Below are 15897 nucleotides of genomic sequence, written 5' to 3' on the forward strand. Positions count from 1 at the left end.
AATGACTCCTTTATGATTCAGGGATATTCAGGGGTGAAACGGATTGCCACGCCACGCTGAAAGCGTCTTGCGCTGCCGGCGCGTCGCGGTTACTGATACGAACGTTTAGCGTCCGTTGAGCAGCAAAGAAAATATTCAGTTCGGTTTGTTGATCATCATGACTGACCACGCTGACCCGCTCGACCTTGCCACGCGCGTCCAGGGACGTTTCGCTGGCTTCATCGAAGTTACCGTGAGTTTCAAATACGCTGGCAAAAAGGGCCTGAGTGCCGTGGGTTCGCAGCAGTAATGCCGGTTCATTACGCAGGTTGAAATGCGGGTCGCTGGCACCGGTACGGGCGACAATCAGTTCGCCGCCATCCGGGAAGGCGCTGATCAGCGTGCGGTAGCTGTCACCGTCGAGCCAGCTGAATAAGGCCGAATCCCCCGCCGCCATCCCAGCCCGTGCGCAATCCCACAAATGCTGATATCCGTGCCCTTCGCCAAGCGGCGTTAGCTGGCTGGCTGCATGAAGGCTGGTATCAGTGCGGACAAACTGACCGAGATGATGCAGGCAATAATCGTACTGATGGAGTTCATGACTGGTAAGCCGGAATACATCGACGATCAGCGGCGAGGACAGTTCCGGCAGGTTCAGCATCAGCACCGTGCGTTGCTGATTGACACCCGGATAGTAGCCGCCGAGCCGCGCACTCATGCCTTGTCCGGCCGGATTATCCGTGACAAAGAAATGCCGTTCGCCCCAGCGTTTTTCTGCCTCCAGACTGTTACCGCCATTCTGGCTTTGTTCGTCAACCACCACGGTGTTATGTGCGACGGTCTGCTTACAATAACTATTGTTTTCAGGAATATAGCGACCACCGAATTTGGGCTCGACGTTAACCCAGCGGCCAAAGCCATAATCACGCAGGAACTCGCGTCCGCAGCTGAACAGGCTCAGATGCAGTCCGTCAAAATGGCCGTGATTAAGTGCCGAATGCAGGCGCGGGATACTGCCGTGCTGGCCATACCACATCAGCGCCATAGCCTGATTTTCTGCGCCACTGCGCAAAATTCCGATGCCGCCCTGCGCGCCTTGCGGCCCATCACGCAGTTCGACGCTTCCCCAGTCCACGGGCGTTGCCGGAGCATCTTTCAGGGCAGCTGAAAGTTCCAGCGCAGCCTCACTGACCCATACCGTCTGTTGTTGTTGCGCGACAGCGATCCACTGCGGGTGGTGACCATAGCGGGAATAGCAGACGCTGGCGGCGATCACCGCGCCGTCATCACGGATATTGATGGTTTTAGAGGAATCATTCAGTGCAGGCCAGACGCCATCGGGGAATGCCGTCTGCATCAGGGCTTCACAGGTTTTACGGATAATCTGATCGCGGAACTGATAAATCTTTAACGCCGGCTGACGCCGTTCAATGGCCTCCGCCAGCAGCAGCAACGGGCGCAGCGCGAAACGGTGATAATAGGGCCCTTCAATGTAATAACCGTCCGGCGAAAAAAGCTGACTGAGCTGGGCAAAGAATCCGCCACTTTCACTGTCACCTTTCAGACCATACAACGCTTTTTCGACCAGCGCCGGATCGCCCAGCGCGTAACCGCTGATCGCCGCCGCCGCCACCGACCAGATCCCGTGGTTATGCACGATATCAAAATCGCGGCTGTGCCGCTTCAGTGCATCATCCGCCATCACCCGAAACAGATTAGCTTCAATATATTCACGCTGAGCTGCATCAAGTGAGGGCATCACGCAGTGATAACCTTCGGCGGCGTACAACCAGAACATATTCTCATTCAGTGTCTGATGGAACAGGCGTCCTGGAGTATTGCTGTCTTTGCTGGTTGCGCTGCCCAGCGAGGGATAAATGTCAGCATAAGCGTTCAGCAGTGCCAGCGCGTAATCCGTATAACGGGGCTCCCCTGTGATCAACGCGAAACGCCCTGCCAGGTTGATCCCCAGATAGTTCTGCTTATGCTGCGTATGCTCCGGGCCGCCCGCTTCACCCTGGCCGGGAACCGACACGGGCTGCATGAGCATGTTTTCCAGCGTGGCGATTTGCGCACGCAGCGCCACCCCCAGAGGGGAATCTGCGTTAATCTGCCTGTGCAGTTTTTCCGCCCCGTCAGGGCTTATCAGCAACGGCTGCCAGTGGTTCATTTTTGTACCTCCGGCGGCTGCGGCGCGACATAACCAGCCGCAAAAGACGGCAATGACAGCAGCCAGGTGTCACGTTCGGCTTCCATTACCGCACCACGCGTAACATCTTCGTGATAACCGCCGGATGCCGGTTTCACCGCCGGCGGCAAGGTAAATTTCGCGCTGCGGATGTACTGTTCGTAACGTTTTTCCCCCGTCGCGTTATCCGCCCAGGAGAGCAAAGGCACCGGACGCACACGGAGCTGATCGAGTGATTTGTACGGCCACGGCACCGACGGATCGGTAAAGCGCGCCATGAAATCCAGCGAGGTCAGCACGCTGCCGCCTTGTGGTGTTTTGTAATGCCAGAGGTCAATGCCGTTTTTCTGCGCCAGCACCGCCATCATGCTGATCGCCTGTAAATTGAAATAGCTGTAATGAAAAGAACGTGTGCGCGCCAGCTCGGCGGGCTGAGTACCGTCAGGTTTCAGCTGTACATCAAGCTTACTTTTCATCAGTTTCGCCATATCGCCAATCACCGCGTTATCCCCCAGATACCATGCAATGCCCGATACCTGCGTCACATACCAGTTACCGTGATTGTTCTCTGTGCGCCCTTCTTTTTTCGCGATTTTACTGCCCTGTAACCAGCGGAGATACGCCTGCATCCACGCCCGCATTTGCTGTTCGTCGTTGTCCGTCCATGCCGGATCCCCGCGCAACAACACTAATGAATCCACGATCCGGGTGGAAAAATAGCGACCATCCAGCACACCGGCGTTGCGTCCCGGCGAGATGCCCGGTACGCCCTGCGCAAAATTCAGATTCGGGTTCATGCGCGTTTCCGGCGTGATAAACCAGGTACGCAGCAGGCTGACCGCCTTATCCGCGTATTTCTGTTCGCCGGAGAAATACCACGCCAGCGTCAGGTTCTGCACCCGTGCGGTAAAATCGGCCAGCCGCACCCCGTCGCTCTGATCGTTTTTACTGGCGGGATTCACATGGCCATCGTTGCGGATCCAGGGCAGCCCGTCGGATTTACTTTCGTCCGGCCACCAGTACGCACTCAGGCTGAGATAATCGTGCTTCGATCCCCCGGGCGGCGTCATCCCTTTGTCAGTGACGCTCAGTTCAGGCTTCTTCAGCGCGGAATCCGCCGCCGCCAGCAAGTGCTGATAGGCCTCTGCCGTTTGCGGTGCCGCACGGTGATCATGCAGTTGCTGACGGACAACGGCCATTTGTGCCGTATTTAAAAATGCCGGTTCGCCCGCCAGTGCATCCGCAGAAGCGGCCATCAGCGTCAGTATCAGCATCGCGCCCACCGTGATCCCCGTTCCCGCATCTTTCACATTACAGCGCTGAATTAACTTCATGTTTTCTCCCGGCTACACGCCGCTGCTCCGTTGAGATTTCACGCTTTAGTCATACTAATAAAGCAATGAACCTTCAGTTTCGCCAGTCGGAATTGACTCAAAAGCAGACAATAAGCCCAAATAGCGACCAGAATCACAATTTGATAACAAACTAAGCATTTCTTATTTGTCCGACTTTTAATTTCCATTCCCTCTTCTACGCTTGCTCATTACATAACCAAAAAACATCTCACCCTACAAACGAGAGAGTAACGACAATGGATATTAACGTTCTGGTCATGATCGGTTACTTCGTCTTAATGATTGCCATCAGTTATGCCTTCAAAAAAATGGCGTCCGGTTCCTCCAGCCATTATTTCCGCGGCGGCGGGCGAATGCTCTGGTGGATGGTTGGCGCGACCGCCTTTATGATTCAGTTCAGCGCCTGGACGTTTACCGGCGCGGCCGGTCAGGCTTACCGCTACGGTTTCAATGTCGTCAGCGTATTTGCAGGTAACGTGTTCGGTTATCTGATTGCCTGGTGGTGGTTTGCCGCACGCTTTCGCCAGTTGCGCGTCGATACTGCCACCGAGGCCATCAACCATCGCTTCGGCAAAGGCAACGAACAGTTTTTCACCTGGATGATCATTCCGCTGAGCATCCTCAGTGCCGGCGTATGGCTGAACAGCCTGGCGGTGTTTGCCAGCGCAGTATTCCGGCATGACATCACGCTGACACTGTGGGTGACGGGCACCGTGGTGCTGGTGATTTCGCTGCTGAGTGGTGCCTGGGGCGTGGTGGCCAGTGACTTTGTGCAGACGCTGGTAGTAGCAATTATTTCTATCGCCTGTGCGGCAGTGGCACTGTTTAAAGTCGGCGGCCCGGTCAAACTGGTGACTGAGTTTCCGTCCGGCTTCATTACCGGCCCTGACGTTGGGCCGCATTACATTTCCCTGCTGGTGGCCTGTTTTCTGTTCTTCTTTATCAAGAATGTACAGAGCATCAATAACCTGCAGGATTCGTACCGTTTCCTGAATGCTAAAGACAGCTTCAATGCCAAAAAAGCGGCATTGTTCGCGTTAGTGTTGATGCTGGCCGGTACGATTATCTGGTTCATTCCGCCATGGGCGGTAGCGATCTTGTATCCTGACGCGGCAACTGCACATCCGGAACTCGGCAAAAACGCAACGGATGCGGTGTATTTGATTTTCGCTGAACGCGCGATGCCGGCAGGCACCGTGGGCCTGCTGATGGCCGGATTGTTTGCTGCCACCATGTCCTCAATGGATTGTGCACTGAACCGAAACTCGGGAATTTTTGTACGCAGTTTCTGGACGCCCGTCATCAACCGCCACAGTGAGCGCAGCGACAAATACCAGTTGCGCGTTGGCCAGATTGCCTGCGTGGTGAATGGTGTACTGGTGATCCTGGTCGCGCAGTATATGCATACCATGCAGACGGTCAGCCTGTTCGATCTGATGATGAAAGTCGGCACGCTGATGCAGGCACCGATTGTCGTCCCGCTGTTCCTCGGCGTGTTTATCCGCAAAACCCCGGACTGGGCCGCGTGGGTGACTGTACTGTTTGGATTATGCGTGTCTTATGTCGTCGCCAATCTGTTCACGGCACCGGATGTCGCCCGCCTGCTGGGTATCTCGCTGACGACACGTGAGCTGCTGGATGTGGCCATCATGTGGAACATCTTTGCGCATCTGGTGTTTACCGGCGGGTTTTTCTGCCTGACCACCTTGTTTTATCGTGAGACCAATACAGCGCGTGAAACCCGGCGCAAACAGTTCTTCACCGATAGGGAAACGCCTGTCTATGCCGACCATGAACAGGATGAATTTGACCGGTTGCAACGCGATAAAATCGGCCGGATTTCGATGTACATGGGTGCGGGTTTGCTGCTGATGGTGCTGGTACCTAACCCGCTGTGGGGACGTCTCCTGTTCCTGCTGTGCGCCCTGTCAATTCTGCTCTTTGGCTGGATATTGCATCGCAGCGCAGAAAAAGGCATGAAAGCGGCTCAGGCTGAAAAAGCCTTAAAACGGCATGTAGTAACGTCACAACGATAGGGAAAATCACGCAGGGTTTCCGCCGGAAGCCCTGCCCGTTTATTTACAACAGTCCGCGCTGTTTCAGCGTCATGCGCGTGGCTTCATTAAGATCGTACTTCGCCAAATCTTCTTTGCGCACCCAGGCATAACGTTCAAATTCATCGTTAAGGGTGATGAGGGTATTCTTCGCCTGGCAATGGAAGATCAGATAAATCATGTAGATCTCTTCTTTGCGACCATCCGGATAAGTTTTAGTGCGAATATCATCACGGAAGGTCCAGGGCGTGATATGGGACAGTTCCAGCGATTCACCCAACTCTTCCCGCACTTCACGCAGTAATGCCTGTTCGATGGTTTCTCCCGGCTCCATCCCTCCCCCTGACAGTGCCCACTGACCGGGAAAGACACCCCGGCCGGAGGGCATTTTACACAGCAGATATGTTTCTTCATGTTCAATTAACGGGCAGACAATAGTTCTCTGGCGCATATTTTCCTACACAGTTATCGGGGATTTTCAGCAGGGAAAAATAGCATATTGCGGGGAACGGATACCGGTATTCATGTCATAAAAAACCCGTCCTGACGACGGGTTTTAATAGGAAACAAAATAAAGATTACGCACCGGGTTTATTTCGGGAGTTCTGATACCTGTTTCACTTCAGTTTTGCTGATTTGCTGTTTCACACCATTAGCATCAGTGTATTCGAGCAAGCCGGAATCGGCCTCTTTCGGTTTACCGTCACTGATAATGGTTCGCGCATCATTGGTCTGAATGGCATAACTGGTACGGGTGCAGCCTGATAGCGCAGCGACACACATAATAGCAGCTAAAGGTAATAACATTTTTTGTGGCAATAAATTCCTGTTCATCGTTCTCTCCTTAGGGGTTATTTCAGGGTAAATCAGTTATCCAGTTCACTCATATTTTTAACCTGGTCGCGGTTAATCTGCTCAGTTTTACCCGTCTCGGCATTTTTATAAGACACCAGACCGGTATCATCATCTACCTGAGGTTTACCGTCCGTGACGATGGTTTTCCCGTCCGTGGTTTTAATCGCCTGATTAGACGCACAACCTGCAACAAAAAGAATGGATACGGCAGCAAGTGATGCGGCAATAAGGTTTTTCCTGTTCATACTTTCTCTCCTGAAAGGGATCCTGATTTAACAATGTTTTCAGTAAGCTTAGTTAACATTTCAGACTCTTCATTCAGAAACATCTGTATTTGCCCTTCGTCACTTTATAAGCGGCGCGTCATTAAAAGCACAAAAACCCTTAACAGACCGGCGACTCCCTTTCCCCAATCGGCGCATGCTGGAATGCTGCTATAAAACGCGCTGACTTTTCACGGCGTAATCCGTATCATACGCGCCACACGTACGCATGCCGGATGCTGACTGCGGGAACGAACCCGCCTTTTATCATCCGCCGGTAAAGCATGAAAGCGACCCGACCGGTATGCTGAACAAGAAACTCGCGTTACAGGTTTTCCCTGTTGCGTCATCAGATGAATCGAACATAAAAATGTCAGATAATCAAACAGTTAATAAAAAAGAGCAGTACAACCTCAATAAATTGCAAAAACGCCTGCGTCGTGACGTAGGGAAAGCGATTGCTGACTTCGGTATGATCGAAGAAGGTGATCGCATTATGGTGTGTCTCTCCGGCGGGAAAGACAGCTACACCATGCTGGAAATTTTGCGCAATCTGCAACAAAGCGCGCCGGTGAATTTTTCACTGGTGGCGGTCAATCTTGACCAGAAACAACCGGGTTTCCCGGCACACATCCTGCCTGAGTATTTAGAAACACTGGGCGTGGAATATAAGATTGTCACCGAAGACACCTATTCCATCGTTAAGGATAAAATCCCGGAAGGCAAAACAACCTGTTCACTGTGTTCACGTCTGCGCCGCGGCATTTTGTACCGTACTGCGACAGAACTGGGTTGTACCAAAATTGCCCTCGGCCATCACCGCGATGACATTCTGCAGACGCTGTTCCTGAATATGTTCTACGGCGGCAAGCTGAAAGGGATGCCACCAAAACTGATGAGCGACGACGGCAAACACATCGTGATCCGCCCGCTGGCCTACTGCCGCGAGAAAGATATCGAGCGTTTTGCGATTGCGCGCGAATATCCGATTATCCCTTGTAACCTGTGCGGTTCGCAGCCAAATCTTCAACGCCAGGTGATCGGCGACATGCTGAAAGACTGGGATAAAAAATATCCGGGCCGTATTGAGACCATGTTCAGCGCAATGCAAAATGTGGTACCTTCACATCTTAACGACATGAATCTTTTCGATTTTAAAGGGATCCGTCACGGCGACGAGGTTGTGGACGGCGGCGACCTGGCCTTTGATCGCGAAGATATTCCGCTGCAACCGGCTGGCTGGCAACCGGAAGAAGATGAAGCGACGGCGCCGGCTGAGCGCCTGAAGGTGCTGGAAATTAAATAGTCTCCGGCGCAGCGTTCGTTGTGAATCTTATAGCCCGCGCAATGCGGGCTTTTTGTTTCTCAGGCTAATGTGAACGTCTCAGTCCAGTTGTAATTCGTCATGACCAGTTTCACCGGCAGACTCAGCGAGCCAAAGTCTTTCTGCCGGTTTTTCCGGAACCAGACACGCAGCGTTTCGGGCAGGTATTGCGCGCTGTAACGCAGCAACGTGCTGTGCCAGAAGACTTGCGGGATTTCCGTGTTGGGATATCGCTCTCTGATTTTTACTGCCCAGGGCGTATTCAGTAAATGTTCCACCAGCGCCTGCCTCACCCGCAAACTTTCCGCATCCGGAAATCCCGCCAGCAAAAGTTGATCCGGTAAAGCCACCAGCCGCAAATCGCTTATCTGCATAACATGGCTGCGGCAATATTGTTCAAAGATACTGATCAGATCCGCGAGATCTTCCGCGTCTCCCGGTTTGTCATACAACGCCTGCGTGATGGCGAAAAAGGTGAAATGCATTCCGTTCACCTGTGCCACATCGGCCAGCGGATCCCCCTGCGCCGCAGTGGCTAACTCGTCCAGTAACGCTGCCATCGGGGAGCCTGCGCGATGACCACTGGTGATAGCAAGCCGTGTCGGGTGATAGAAAGGTTCAGTGCGGATTTCGCCCGTTCCGCGGTGGGTATTCCAGATTGCTGACGTTTTAGCCGTCGTATTTTCATACGCCTGATGAATAATTTCCCGTGTGTGCAAAGCCACCTCCTGTTATGTCGAAAATAAGATCGTCAGGCGAAAATGCCTGTGCAGGCCTTCCGCAGCGAGAAACCCCAAAAAGATTGAGCGAAATCAACATTAGACGGGCCGGATCGGTGCAATATCTATTCCGCAGGTGAATGCAACGTCAAGCGATGGGCGTTGTGCTCCATATTGTCTTATTTCCAAATTTTTAGAATTAATGCATAGCACAATTTAATTCGAACGACGCCGGTCTTATGACCGGCTTTTTTTTGCTCTTTTTCAGCAGGTTAACCTTCTACAGCCAGCGACTTTTCTTCATCCACAGTGCCACCCCTCCGCCCAGTGCCACCAGACAGGCACAGAAAATCCCGAAGCCAAACGGTGACGTATTACCGGGAATACCGCCCAGATTGACCCCAAACAGCCCCGTCAGGAACGTCGCCGGCAGGAAGACCATCGCCAGCAGTGACATGGTGTAAGTGCGGCGGTTCAGTGAATCAGCCATCAGTGAACTGATTTCATCCGAGAGCACCGCTGTACGCGCAATGCTGGCATCCAGATCATCGAGCCCGCGTCCTAAACGGTCCGAAATTTCCTGCATCAGACGGCGGTCATCATCATTCATCCACGGCAGGCGTTCACTGGCAAGGCGCGAGAATACATCGCGCTGCGGTGCCATATAGCGACGTAATACAATAAGTTGTTTGCGCAGCAACGCCATTGCGCCCCGCTCCGGCACCTGCTGCTCCATCAAATCATCTTCAATATCGATAATTTTATCATGCAGGTCTTCAATGAAATTACTGGTGTGTTCAGTCAGCGCATCACAAATTTCCACCAACCAGCGCCCCGTATTCTTCGGCCCGCTGCCTTGTTTCATATCCCCGATCATCTCTTCCATGGAAAACACTTTCCGGTGACGCGTGGAAACAATCATTTTGTCGGTAAGATAGACGCGGATAGTGACCAGCTGATCGGGCCGTGCATCTGCATTAAGATTGATACTACGTAAGGTGATCAGCGTACCCTCGCCAACGCGCATGACTTTCGGACGGACGCTGTCCCCGGCCAGGGCTTCACGCACGGTATCCGGCAGCACCGGGGTGCTGTTAATCCATTGTTCGCTGGCGGGAAGCGTGTAATCGAGATGCAACCAACAGGGTTTATCTTCACTGGCGACACATTGCGGGCTGATGACATTCACACCGCCCTGTCCGTCCATCTGGAAAGCATAAACGGCATCTGAAACCTGTAATTCTTTTCCCTTAATGACTTCCACGACGTTCCTCGCTTTTTCTTCGTTATCAGTGTTAAGTCTGGCGTTAAGTCTCTGACATTCAAAAACCCGACTCAGGCCAACATGGCTGGCATCCCCTGCCAAAGCAGATCATGCCACGGGATTTATCTAAAGATGTTACACATATGCTGTTAAATATGTCGTGATATCACAGAGTGTGTCTCTCCGCCGGGCGCCTGCATTTCGGCCAGTTCAGGCATCACGCTGCGCATCATTTCGAGGAATTTACGCAGGCGCGCCGGATAATAACTGGAGTACGGATAAACCAGATACACCGGCAGCGGTAAGGCGTTCCAGCCGGGTAATACCCGCTGCAATCGCCCTTCAGCGATATCTTCTTTAACAATCCATGCCGACACAATGCCGGCTCCTAATCCCGACAGAACGGCCTTTCGCACGGCGTATAAACTGTCAGTCGCCATACGCGGCGAGATGCTGCAACTTTCCATTCTGCCGTCGTTATCATGTTTTAGCGCGAATTCGTTGCGGTAAAAGGTGCTTAAAGAAATCCAGGGCAATTGTGGCAGTTCGCTGACCCGGTTAACCGGATGCTGTTGCAGCAGTTCCGGTGTCGCCACCACAATACGAGGTACCTCGGCCAGCAAAATGGCGACCATCGACGGATCGACAATATTCCCCACCTGAATGGCGCAATCGATATCTTCCGAAATGAAGTCCGGCGTGCGGTCATTCAGCATCCAGTCCACGGAAAGATTCGGATAACGCTGTAAATAACGGGTCAGCGGCGCGATCAGTTGGTCCTGCCCGAACGCATGCGGCGCACGCACCCGCAGGATCCCCACCGGTTCATCGCCCGCACCGTTTAACTGATCTTCCAGCGAAACCCACCGCTCAAGCAGTAATTTTGCCTGCTCATAACACCGCTGACCGTCGTCGGTGAGCTTCATCGCGTGGGTGGTGCGCAGGATAAGTTTCGCACCCAGCAGACGCTCAAGTGACTGCAAACGGCGGCTGACGGTCGGCTGGCTGGTGCTCAGTTGCGACGCGGCGGCGGACAAACTGCCGCTTTCCACTATCCGCACAAAGGTTTGCATCAGGTCGATGCGGTCGATACCACTGGTGCCGGGATTGTTCATACGCCTCACGTATAACAGTTTTACCTTTCCACAGGCTACCACTTATAACCGTTTGGGTGAAGAATGCATTCCACGTACTTGCAGTTATAAACTTATTATTCAGGGGTCAGGCCATGTCAGAACTTACCAGCACGTCCCATGTCGAGGGATCCGCCCTGTCGGGCAAAATCATTTTTACGCTGGCCGCCGGTGCGGGATTAAGCGTCGCCTCGATTTACTACAGTCAGCCGATGCTCGGCATTATGGGCGATAATCTGCACGCCAGCCCCCCATCTGTCGGCCTTATCCCGACGCTTACTCAGGCCGGTTATGCATTGGGGATCCTGTTCCTCATTCCGCTGGGTGACCGCCATGACCGCCGCACCATTATTTTGCTGAAAAGCATGCTGCTGGCCGCGGCGTTGCTGCTGTGTGGTTTTGTACCGGGCATTCACGGCTTGCTGGTAGCCAGCCTGATCACCGGCATCGGTGCAACCATGGCGCAGGATATCGTGCCCGCCTCAGCGCATCTTGCACCCGCCGCGCTACGGGGGAAAACGGTCGGCACCGTGATGACCGGACTTCTGGTCGGGATTTTACTGTCCCGCGTACTCAGTGGTTTTGTGGCCGAGTATTTTGGCTGGCGGGTGATGTATCAGCTGGCGGCGCTGAGCGTCGCGCTGATTGGCATTGCGTTGTGGCGGATTCTGCCGCGTTTTACGCCGGACACACGCCTCAGTTATGCCAGCCTGTTGCATTCAATGTTTGGTCTGTGGAAAAACTATAAAACACTACGCCATGCCGCGCTGGCTCAGGGGTTATTGTCCGTAGCGTTCAGCGCCTTCTGGTCCACGCTGGCGATTATGCTCAACGAACAGTTCCACCTGGGCAGTGCGGTGGCCGGCGCATTTGGACTGGCAGGAGCAGCCGGTGCCCTGGCAGCACCGCTGGCCGGCGCATTAGCGGATAAAAAAGGGCCGGCGCGCGTAACCCAGATGGGCTCAGCACTGGTGATGATTTCTTTTGCGGCGATGTTCCTGTTACCGCTGTTGTCACCGCACGCTCAGCTGGCGCTGATTGTTCTGAGTGCCATCGGTTTTGACTTAGGTATTCAGGCTACGCTGGTAGCCCATCAGACGCTGGTTTATGGTCTTGAACCGGCCGCCCGTGGTCGTCTGAATGCCCTGCTGTTCACCGTCGTCTTTATCGGCATGTCAGCCGGTGCGGCGCTGGGCAGTAAAGCGCTGGCAACCGGGGGCTGGACAGGTGTAGTGGCGTTGGCAACGATTGCGGCGGGTGCGGCACTTTTGCTGCGTCTGTTCAGCCGTAAAAGCTGAAGGGTGGGATAAAAGATCAGCGCCCGCGGCTATTCGCTGCGGGCGCTTTTTTATGTCAGTCAGATCAGTGTTTCAGAATATACATTTCCTGACTGTAAGCCACGTCTTCCGGATTATTAATCGGGTAGCCTTTTACCCAGGGCTTGATCAGTCGGCCGTTGGTGTACTGATAAATCGGCGCAATCGGTGCCTGTCCGGCGATAATTTGCTCGGCTTTGTTGTAGTCATTGTTGCGGCGTGCGTCATTCGTTTCACGGCTGGCGTCACTGATGACTTTGTCATATTCCGCGTTGCTGAATTTGCTGATGTTGCCATTGTGCGTGGACGTCAGCAGCGACAGGAAGGTGGAGGCTTCGTTGTAATCGCCAACCCAGGAGGCACGGATCACATCGAAACTGCCGGTATTGCGGCTGTCGATGTAGGTTTTCCATTCCTGATTCACCAGCTTCACATCGGCACCCAGCGTCTTTTTCCACATCGAGGCCACCGCGATAGCAATCTTCTGATGGCTTTCCGAGGTGTTATACAGCAGCGTCAGGTGCAGCGGTTTAGCCGGGCCGTAACCTGCCGCCGCCAGCAGGCTTTTCGCCTGTGCGTTCAGTTCTTCCTGCGAATATTGTTGCAGCTCACTTTCAGCCGGTTTGAAGCCGTTCGTCACATCCGGTGTAAAGCGCCACGCCGGTTTTTCACCGGTGCCCAGCACTTTTTCAGCAATAATTTTACGATCGATACTCAGTGAGAGTGCCTGACGCACGCGGGCATCATCGGTCGGCGCACGGCGGGTATTGAAAGCGTAATAGTACGTTCCCAGCTGATACGGCGTGTAAACCTGTCCCGGCAGATCATGCAGCAACTTTTTATACTGGTCTTTTGGGAAGGATTCGGTGATATCGATATCATTAGCCAGATAACGTTTCGTCGCGTTGGACTCTTTATTGATCGGCACAAATGTGACTTTGGTCAGCACCGTATGGGCATGATCCCAGTAATACGGATTCGGCTCCAGCACCAGCTTTTCATTGACCACGCGGTCTTTCAGCATATACGCGCCGTTACCCACCAGATTGCCCGGTTTAGTCCAGTCATCGCCGTATTTTTCAACAGTGGCTTTATGTACCGGGAACAGGCTGAAGTTCGCCAGCAGACTGACAAAATAAGGCACCGGCTTATCCAGAGTAACGCGCAAAAGCGTCGGGCTGACAGCGGTCACGCCCAGTTTATCCACCGGCATTTTCCCGGCGATGATCGCATCAGCGTTAGCAATACCAGCCAGACCGGCAAACCACGCGCCGGATGATGACCCTTTCGGATCCACCAGACGCTGCCAGCTGTAAACGAAATCTTGTGCAGTCACCGGATCGCCATTCGACCATTTGGCGTCTTTGCGCAAGGTAAACAGGAATACCTGATTGTTCTGGTTTTGCCAGCTTTCCGCTACGCCCGGAATACTTTTCCCGGTGGCATCCTGATTTACCAGCCCTTCGAATAAGTCACGCGCCACCTGCGCTTCAGGCAAACCGACAACTTTAGCCGGATCCAGTGAGGCGGGTTCGTCTTTAATATGACGGACAATTTCCTGTTTCGCAGCAAGCTGGGTACCGGCGGGAACCTGTGCTGCCGTAGCCTGACCGGCAGTCAGTGCGACCAGTGCGGCGCATGCGGAATAGGATAAAAGCGGAAATGAATTTCCCTGCGGCATAAATTCTCCTGAACTGACAAAGGGCTACGCCCTGAAACATTCACGAGTTTTATCATTATCGGTAAGAATCCCCTATAAGAAATCGTTACAGATTTGCCTTCACGCACAAAACCGCCGGGTTTGATGAATAAAAAGCCGGATGAAATCAGTCCGAACCGGCAACATCAATGCCGCCGCAGTGGAATTTCAGCGCCGGTTCGACATCCTGTGCCAGCCAGGTCGGTCCATCAAGATCGATAAACTTCGCCCCTGCCGTCAGCGGTAAAGCGGCGCGAACCGCCCGTGATGTGCACAACATGCAGCCGGGCATGATCTCAAAACCCTGTTCACGCGCGGCGGCTGCCAGCAGCAGTGCGCCGGTCAGACCGCCGGTTTTATCCAGTTTAATATTCACCATGTCATAACGGTTTTTCAGCGCGGGTAAGCCTTCCACCGTATGACAACTTTCGTCGGCGCAAACCGGCAGCGGGTGGATAAAATTTTCCAGCGCCGAATCTTCACCGGCGGGCAGCGGTTGTTCGAGCATCAGGATGCCAAGGTCAGCCAGCAACTGACAGCGCGCCGCCAGCCCGTCGCTCTGCCAGGCTTCATTGGCATCGACAATCAGCGAGGCATTCGGCACGGCGGCCCGCACAGCCACCAGACGCTCTGCGATCAGCCGGTCATCAAGTTTGATTTTCAGCAGCGTCGCCCCCTTCTGTTGCAAGGCCAGCGCCGCTTCGGCCATGGCTTCCGGCGTACCCATGCTCACGGTCTGCGCCATGCTGACGGATGCCAGTGGTTCTGTGCCGGTCAGTTGCCATAAATTCAGGCCACTCGTCCGGGATTCAAGGTTCCACAGCGCACAGTCCAGCGCATTACGTGCAGCACCCGCCGGAAGCATATGTTGCAATTGTTCACGGGTAGCGCCCTGTTCAATCGCCGTTGCCACGCTGCCAATTTGCGCCATCACCGATGTTTCACTTTCATCATAACGCGGATACGGCGTACATTCCCCGACGCCACGAATGCCGTTTTCTTCAATTTCAACCACGACTACCCGCGCTTCAGTACGGCTGCCACGCGAAATGACGAACGGTGTATGTAACGGCCAGGCTTCCGGATAAAAACGAACATTTCTCATAACGTCTCCAGTGGTGAAATGCGCCCTGCGGGTTACAATCAACATATACAAGTTATTAACAAATAATCTATATCCAACATAGCATTGTTACCCTAAACTGAAAGCCGTTTGACTCCAATGGACATAGGAAATAATCATGACCCAGACAGTACACTTTCAGAGCAACCCGGTTAGCGTTGCAGGCAAAATCCCACAAAAAGGCGATGTCGCCAAGCCTTTCAGCCTGGTCGCTAAAGATCTTTCTGATGTCAGCCTGAGCAGCTTTGCAGGCAAGCGTAAAGTCCTGAACATTTTCCCAAGTATTGATACCGGCGTTTGCGCCACGTCTGTGCGCAAATTCAATCAGCTGGCGGGCGAAATCGACAACACCGTGGTACTGTGCATTTCGGCTGATCTGCCCTTCGCCCAGTCCCGTTTCTGCGGCGCGGAAGGTCTGTCTAACGTGGTCACATTGTCCACCCTGCGTGGCGGTGATTTCAAATCCGAATACGGCGTGGGTATCACCGACGGCGCATTGGCGGGTCTGACCGCGCGTGCCGTGGTGGTTCTGGATGGTCAGGACAACGTGCTGTACAGCGAACTGGTGAATGAAATCACCACCGAACCTGACTATGAATCTGCGCTGGCTGTGCTGAAGTAATCA

Annotated in this window: 14 protein-coding genes and 1 pseudogene; 5 read left to right on the forward strand and 10 right to left on the reverse strand. The window is 53.6% G+C overall.

What is annotated here, in order from left to right; genetic code table 11:
- Positions 1-10: 10 nt before the first annotated feature.
- A complete protein-coding gene (locus J1781_RS22995) occupies positions 11-2149 on the reverse strand; it encodes a heparinase II/III domain-containing protein (protein ID WP_217234255.1) in 2139 nt (712 codons plus the stop codon).
- Entirely contained in the window at positions 2146-3501 is a 1356-nt protein-coding gene (locus tag J1781_RS23000) for an alginate lyase family protein (RefSeq protein ID WP_217234256.1), read from the reverse strand. The genes J1781_RS22995 and J1781_RS23000 overlap by 4 nt, the downstream gene beginning before the upstream one ends.
- A gap of 257 nt (positions 3502-3758) precedes the next feature.
- On the opposite strand from J1781_RS23000, the gene J1781_RS23005 reads away from it, so the two are divergent.
- Positions 3759-5558: a sodium:solute symporter family transporter gene (locus tag J1781_RS23005; RefSeq protein WP_129951165.1), complete on the forward strand. Its 1800-nt coding sequence runs from the start codon at positions 3759-3761 to the stop codon at positions 5556-5558.
- A 43-nt stretch (positions 5559-5601) separates the two neighbouring features.
- On the opposite strand, the gene nudI is transcribed toward J1781_RS23005, so the two are convergent.
- From nudI to J1781_RS23020, 3 genes are all read right to left on the reverse strand, one after another.
- Positions 5602-6027: a nucleoside triphosphatase NudI gene (gene nudI / locus J1781_RS23010; protein WP_129951164.1), complete on the reverse strand. Its 426-nt coding sequence runs from the start codon at positions 6025-6027 to the stop codon at positions 5602-5604.
- Between the two features lie 140 nt (positions 6028-6167).
- The gene (locus J1781_RS23015) at positions 6168-6410 is read right to left on the reverse strand and encodes a YgdI/YgdR family lipoprotein (RefSeq protein ID WP_129951163.1); all 243 of its coding nucleotides are present in this window, start codon (positions 6408-6410) and stop codon (positions 6168-6170) included.
- 32 nt (positions 6411-6442) lie between these two features.
- The gene (locus tag J1781_RS23020; protein ID WP_015689902.1) at positions 6443-6676 is read right to left on the reverse strand and encodes a YgdI/YgdR family lipoprotein; all 234 of its coding nucleotides are present in this window, start codon (positions 6674-6676) and stop codon (positions 6443-6445) included.
- Positions 6677-6831: 155 nt separating this feature from the next.
- Here J1781_RS23020 and J1781_RS26265 point away from each other — a divergent pair.
- Both J1781_RS26265 and ttcA read left to right on the forward strand, forming a co-directional pair.
- Positions 6832-6963 (forward strand): annotated as a pseudogene (locus tag J1781_RS26265) (site-specific integrase); the annotation flags it as partial.
- A 101-nt stretch (positions 6964-7064) separates the two neighbouring features.
- A complete protein-coding gene (gene ttcA / locus J1781_RS23025; protein WP_217220343.1) occupies positions 7065-8000 on the forward strand; it encodes a tRNA 2-thiocytidine(32) synthetase TtcA in 936 nt (311 codons plus the stop codon).
- Between the two features lie 59 nt (positions 8001-8059).
- Here ttcA and J1781_RS23030 read toward each other — a convergent pair whose 3' ends face one another.
- From J1781_RS23030 to J1781_RS23040, 3 genes are all read right to left on the reverse strand, one after another.
- Positions 8060-8737, reverse strand: coding sequence for a hypothetical protein (locus J1781_RS23030; protein ID WP_217220346.1), 678 nt, complete (start codon positions 8735-8737; stop codon positions 8060-8062).
- A 280-nt stretch (positions 8738-9017) separates the two neighbouring features.
- Positions 9018-10001 carry a zinc transporter ZntB gene (gene zntB, locus J1781_RS23035; protein ID WP_129951159.1) on the reverse strand — a complete coding sequence of 328 codons (984 nt, stop codon included), beginning with the start codon at positions 9999-10001 and terminating at the stop codon, positions 9018-9020.
- Between the two features lie 149 nt (positions 10002-10150).
- Entirely contained in the window at positions 10151-11116 is a 966-nt protein-coding gene (locus J1781_RS23040) for a LysR family transcriptional regulator (RefSeq protein ID WP_129990787.1), read from the reverse strand.
- A gap of 113 nt (positions 11117-11229) precedes the next feature.
- Between J1781_RS23040 and J1781_RS23045 the strand changes: the two genes are divergently transcribed.
- Positions 11230-12432 carry an MFS transporter gene (locus tag J1781_RS23045; RefSeq protein ID WP_217234257.1) on the forward strand — a complete coding sequence of 401 codons (1203 nt, stop codon included), beginning with the start codon at positions 11230-11232 and terminating at the stop codon, positions 12430-12432.
- A gap of 64 nt (positions 12433-12496) precedes the next feature.
- Here J1781_RS23045 and J1781_RS23050 read toward each other — a convergent pair whose 3' ends face one another.
- The gene (locus J1781_RS23050; RefSeq protein WP_217234258.1) at positions 12497-14131 is read right to left on the reverse strand and encodes an ABC transporter substrate-binding protein; all 1635 of its coding nucleotides are present in this window, start codon (positions 14129-14131) and stop codon (positions 12497-12499) included.
- A 145-nt stretch (positions 14132-14276) separates the two neighbouring features.
- Positions 14277-15254, reverse strand: coding sequence for an L-Ala-D/L-Glu epimerase (ycjG, locus tag J1781_RS23055; RefSeq protein WP_129990790.1), 978 nt, complete (start codon positions 15252-15254; stop codon positions 14277-14279).
- A 136-nt stretch (positions 15255-15390) separates the two neighbouring features.
- Here ycjG and tpx point away from each other — a divergent pair, with 136 nt between their 5' ends.
- Positions 15391-15894 carry a thiol peroxidase gene (tpx, locus tag J1781_RS23060; protein WP_129951154.1) on the forward strand — a complete coding sequence of 168 codons (504 nt, stop codon included), beginning with the start codon at positions 15391-15393 and terminating at the stop codon, positions 15892-15894.
- The last annotated feature ends 3 nt before the right edge of the window (positions 15895-15897 follow it).

It is taken from the genome of Rahnella perminowiae (genome assembly GCF_019049695.1).
Lineage (GTDB): Bacteria > Pseudomonadota > Gammaproteobacteria > Enterobacterales > Enterobacteriaceae > Rahnella > Rahnella perminowiae.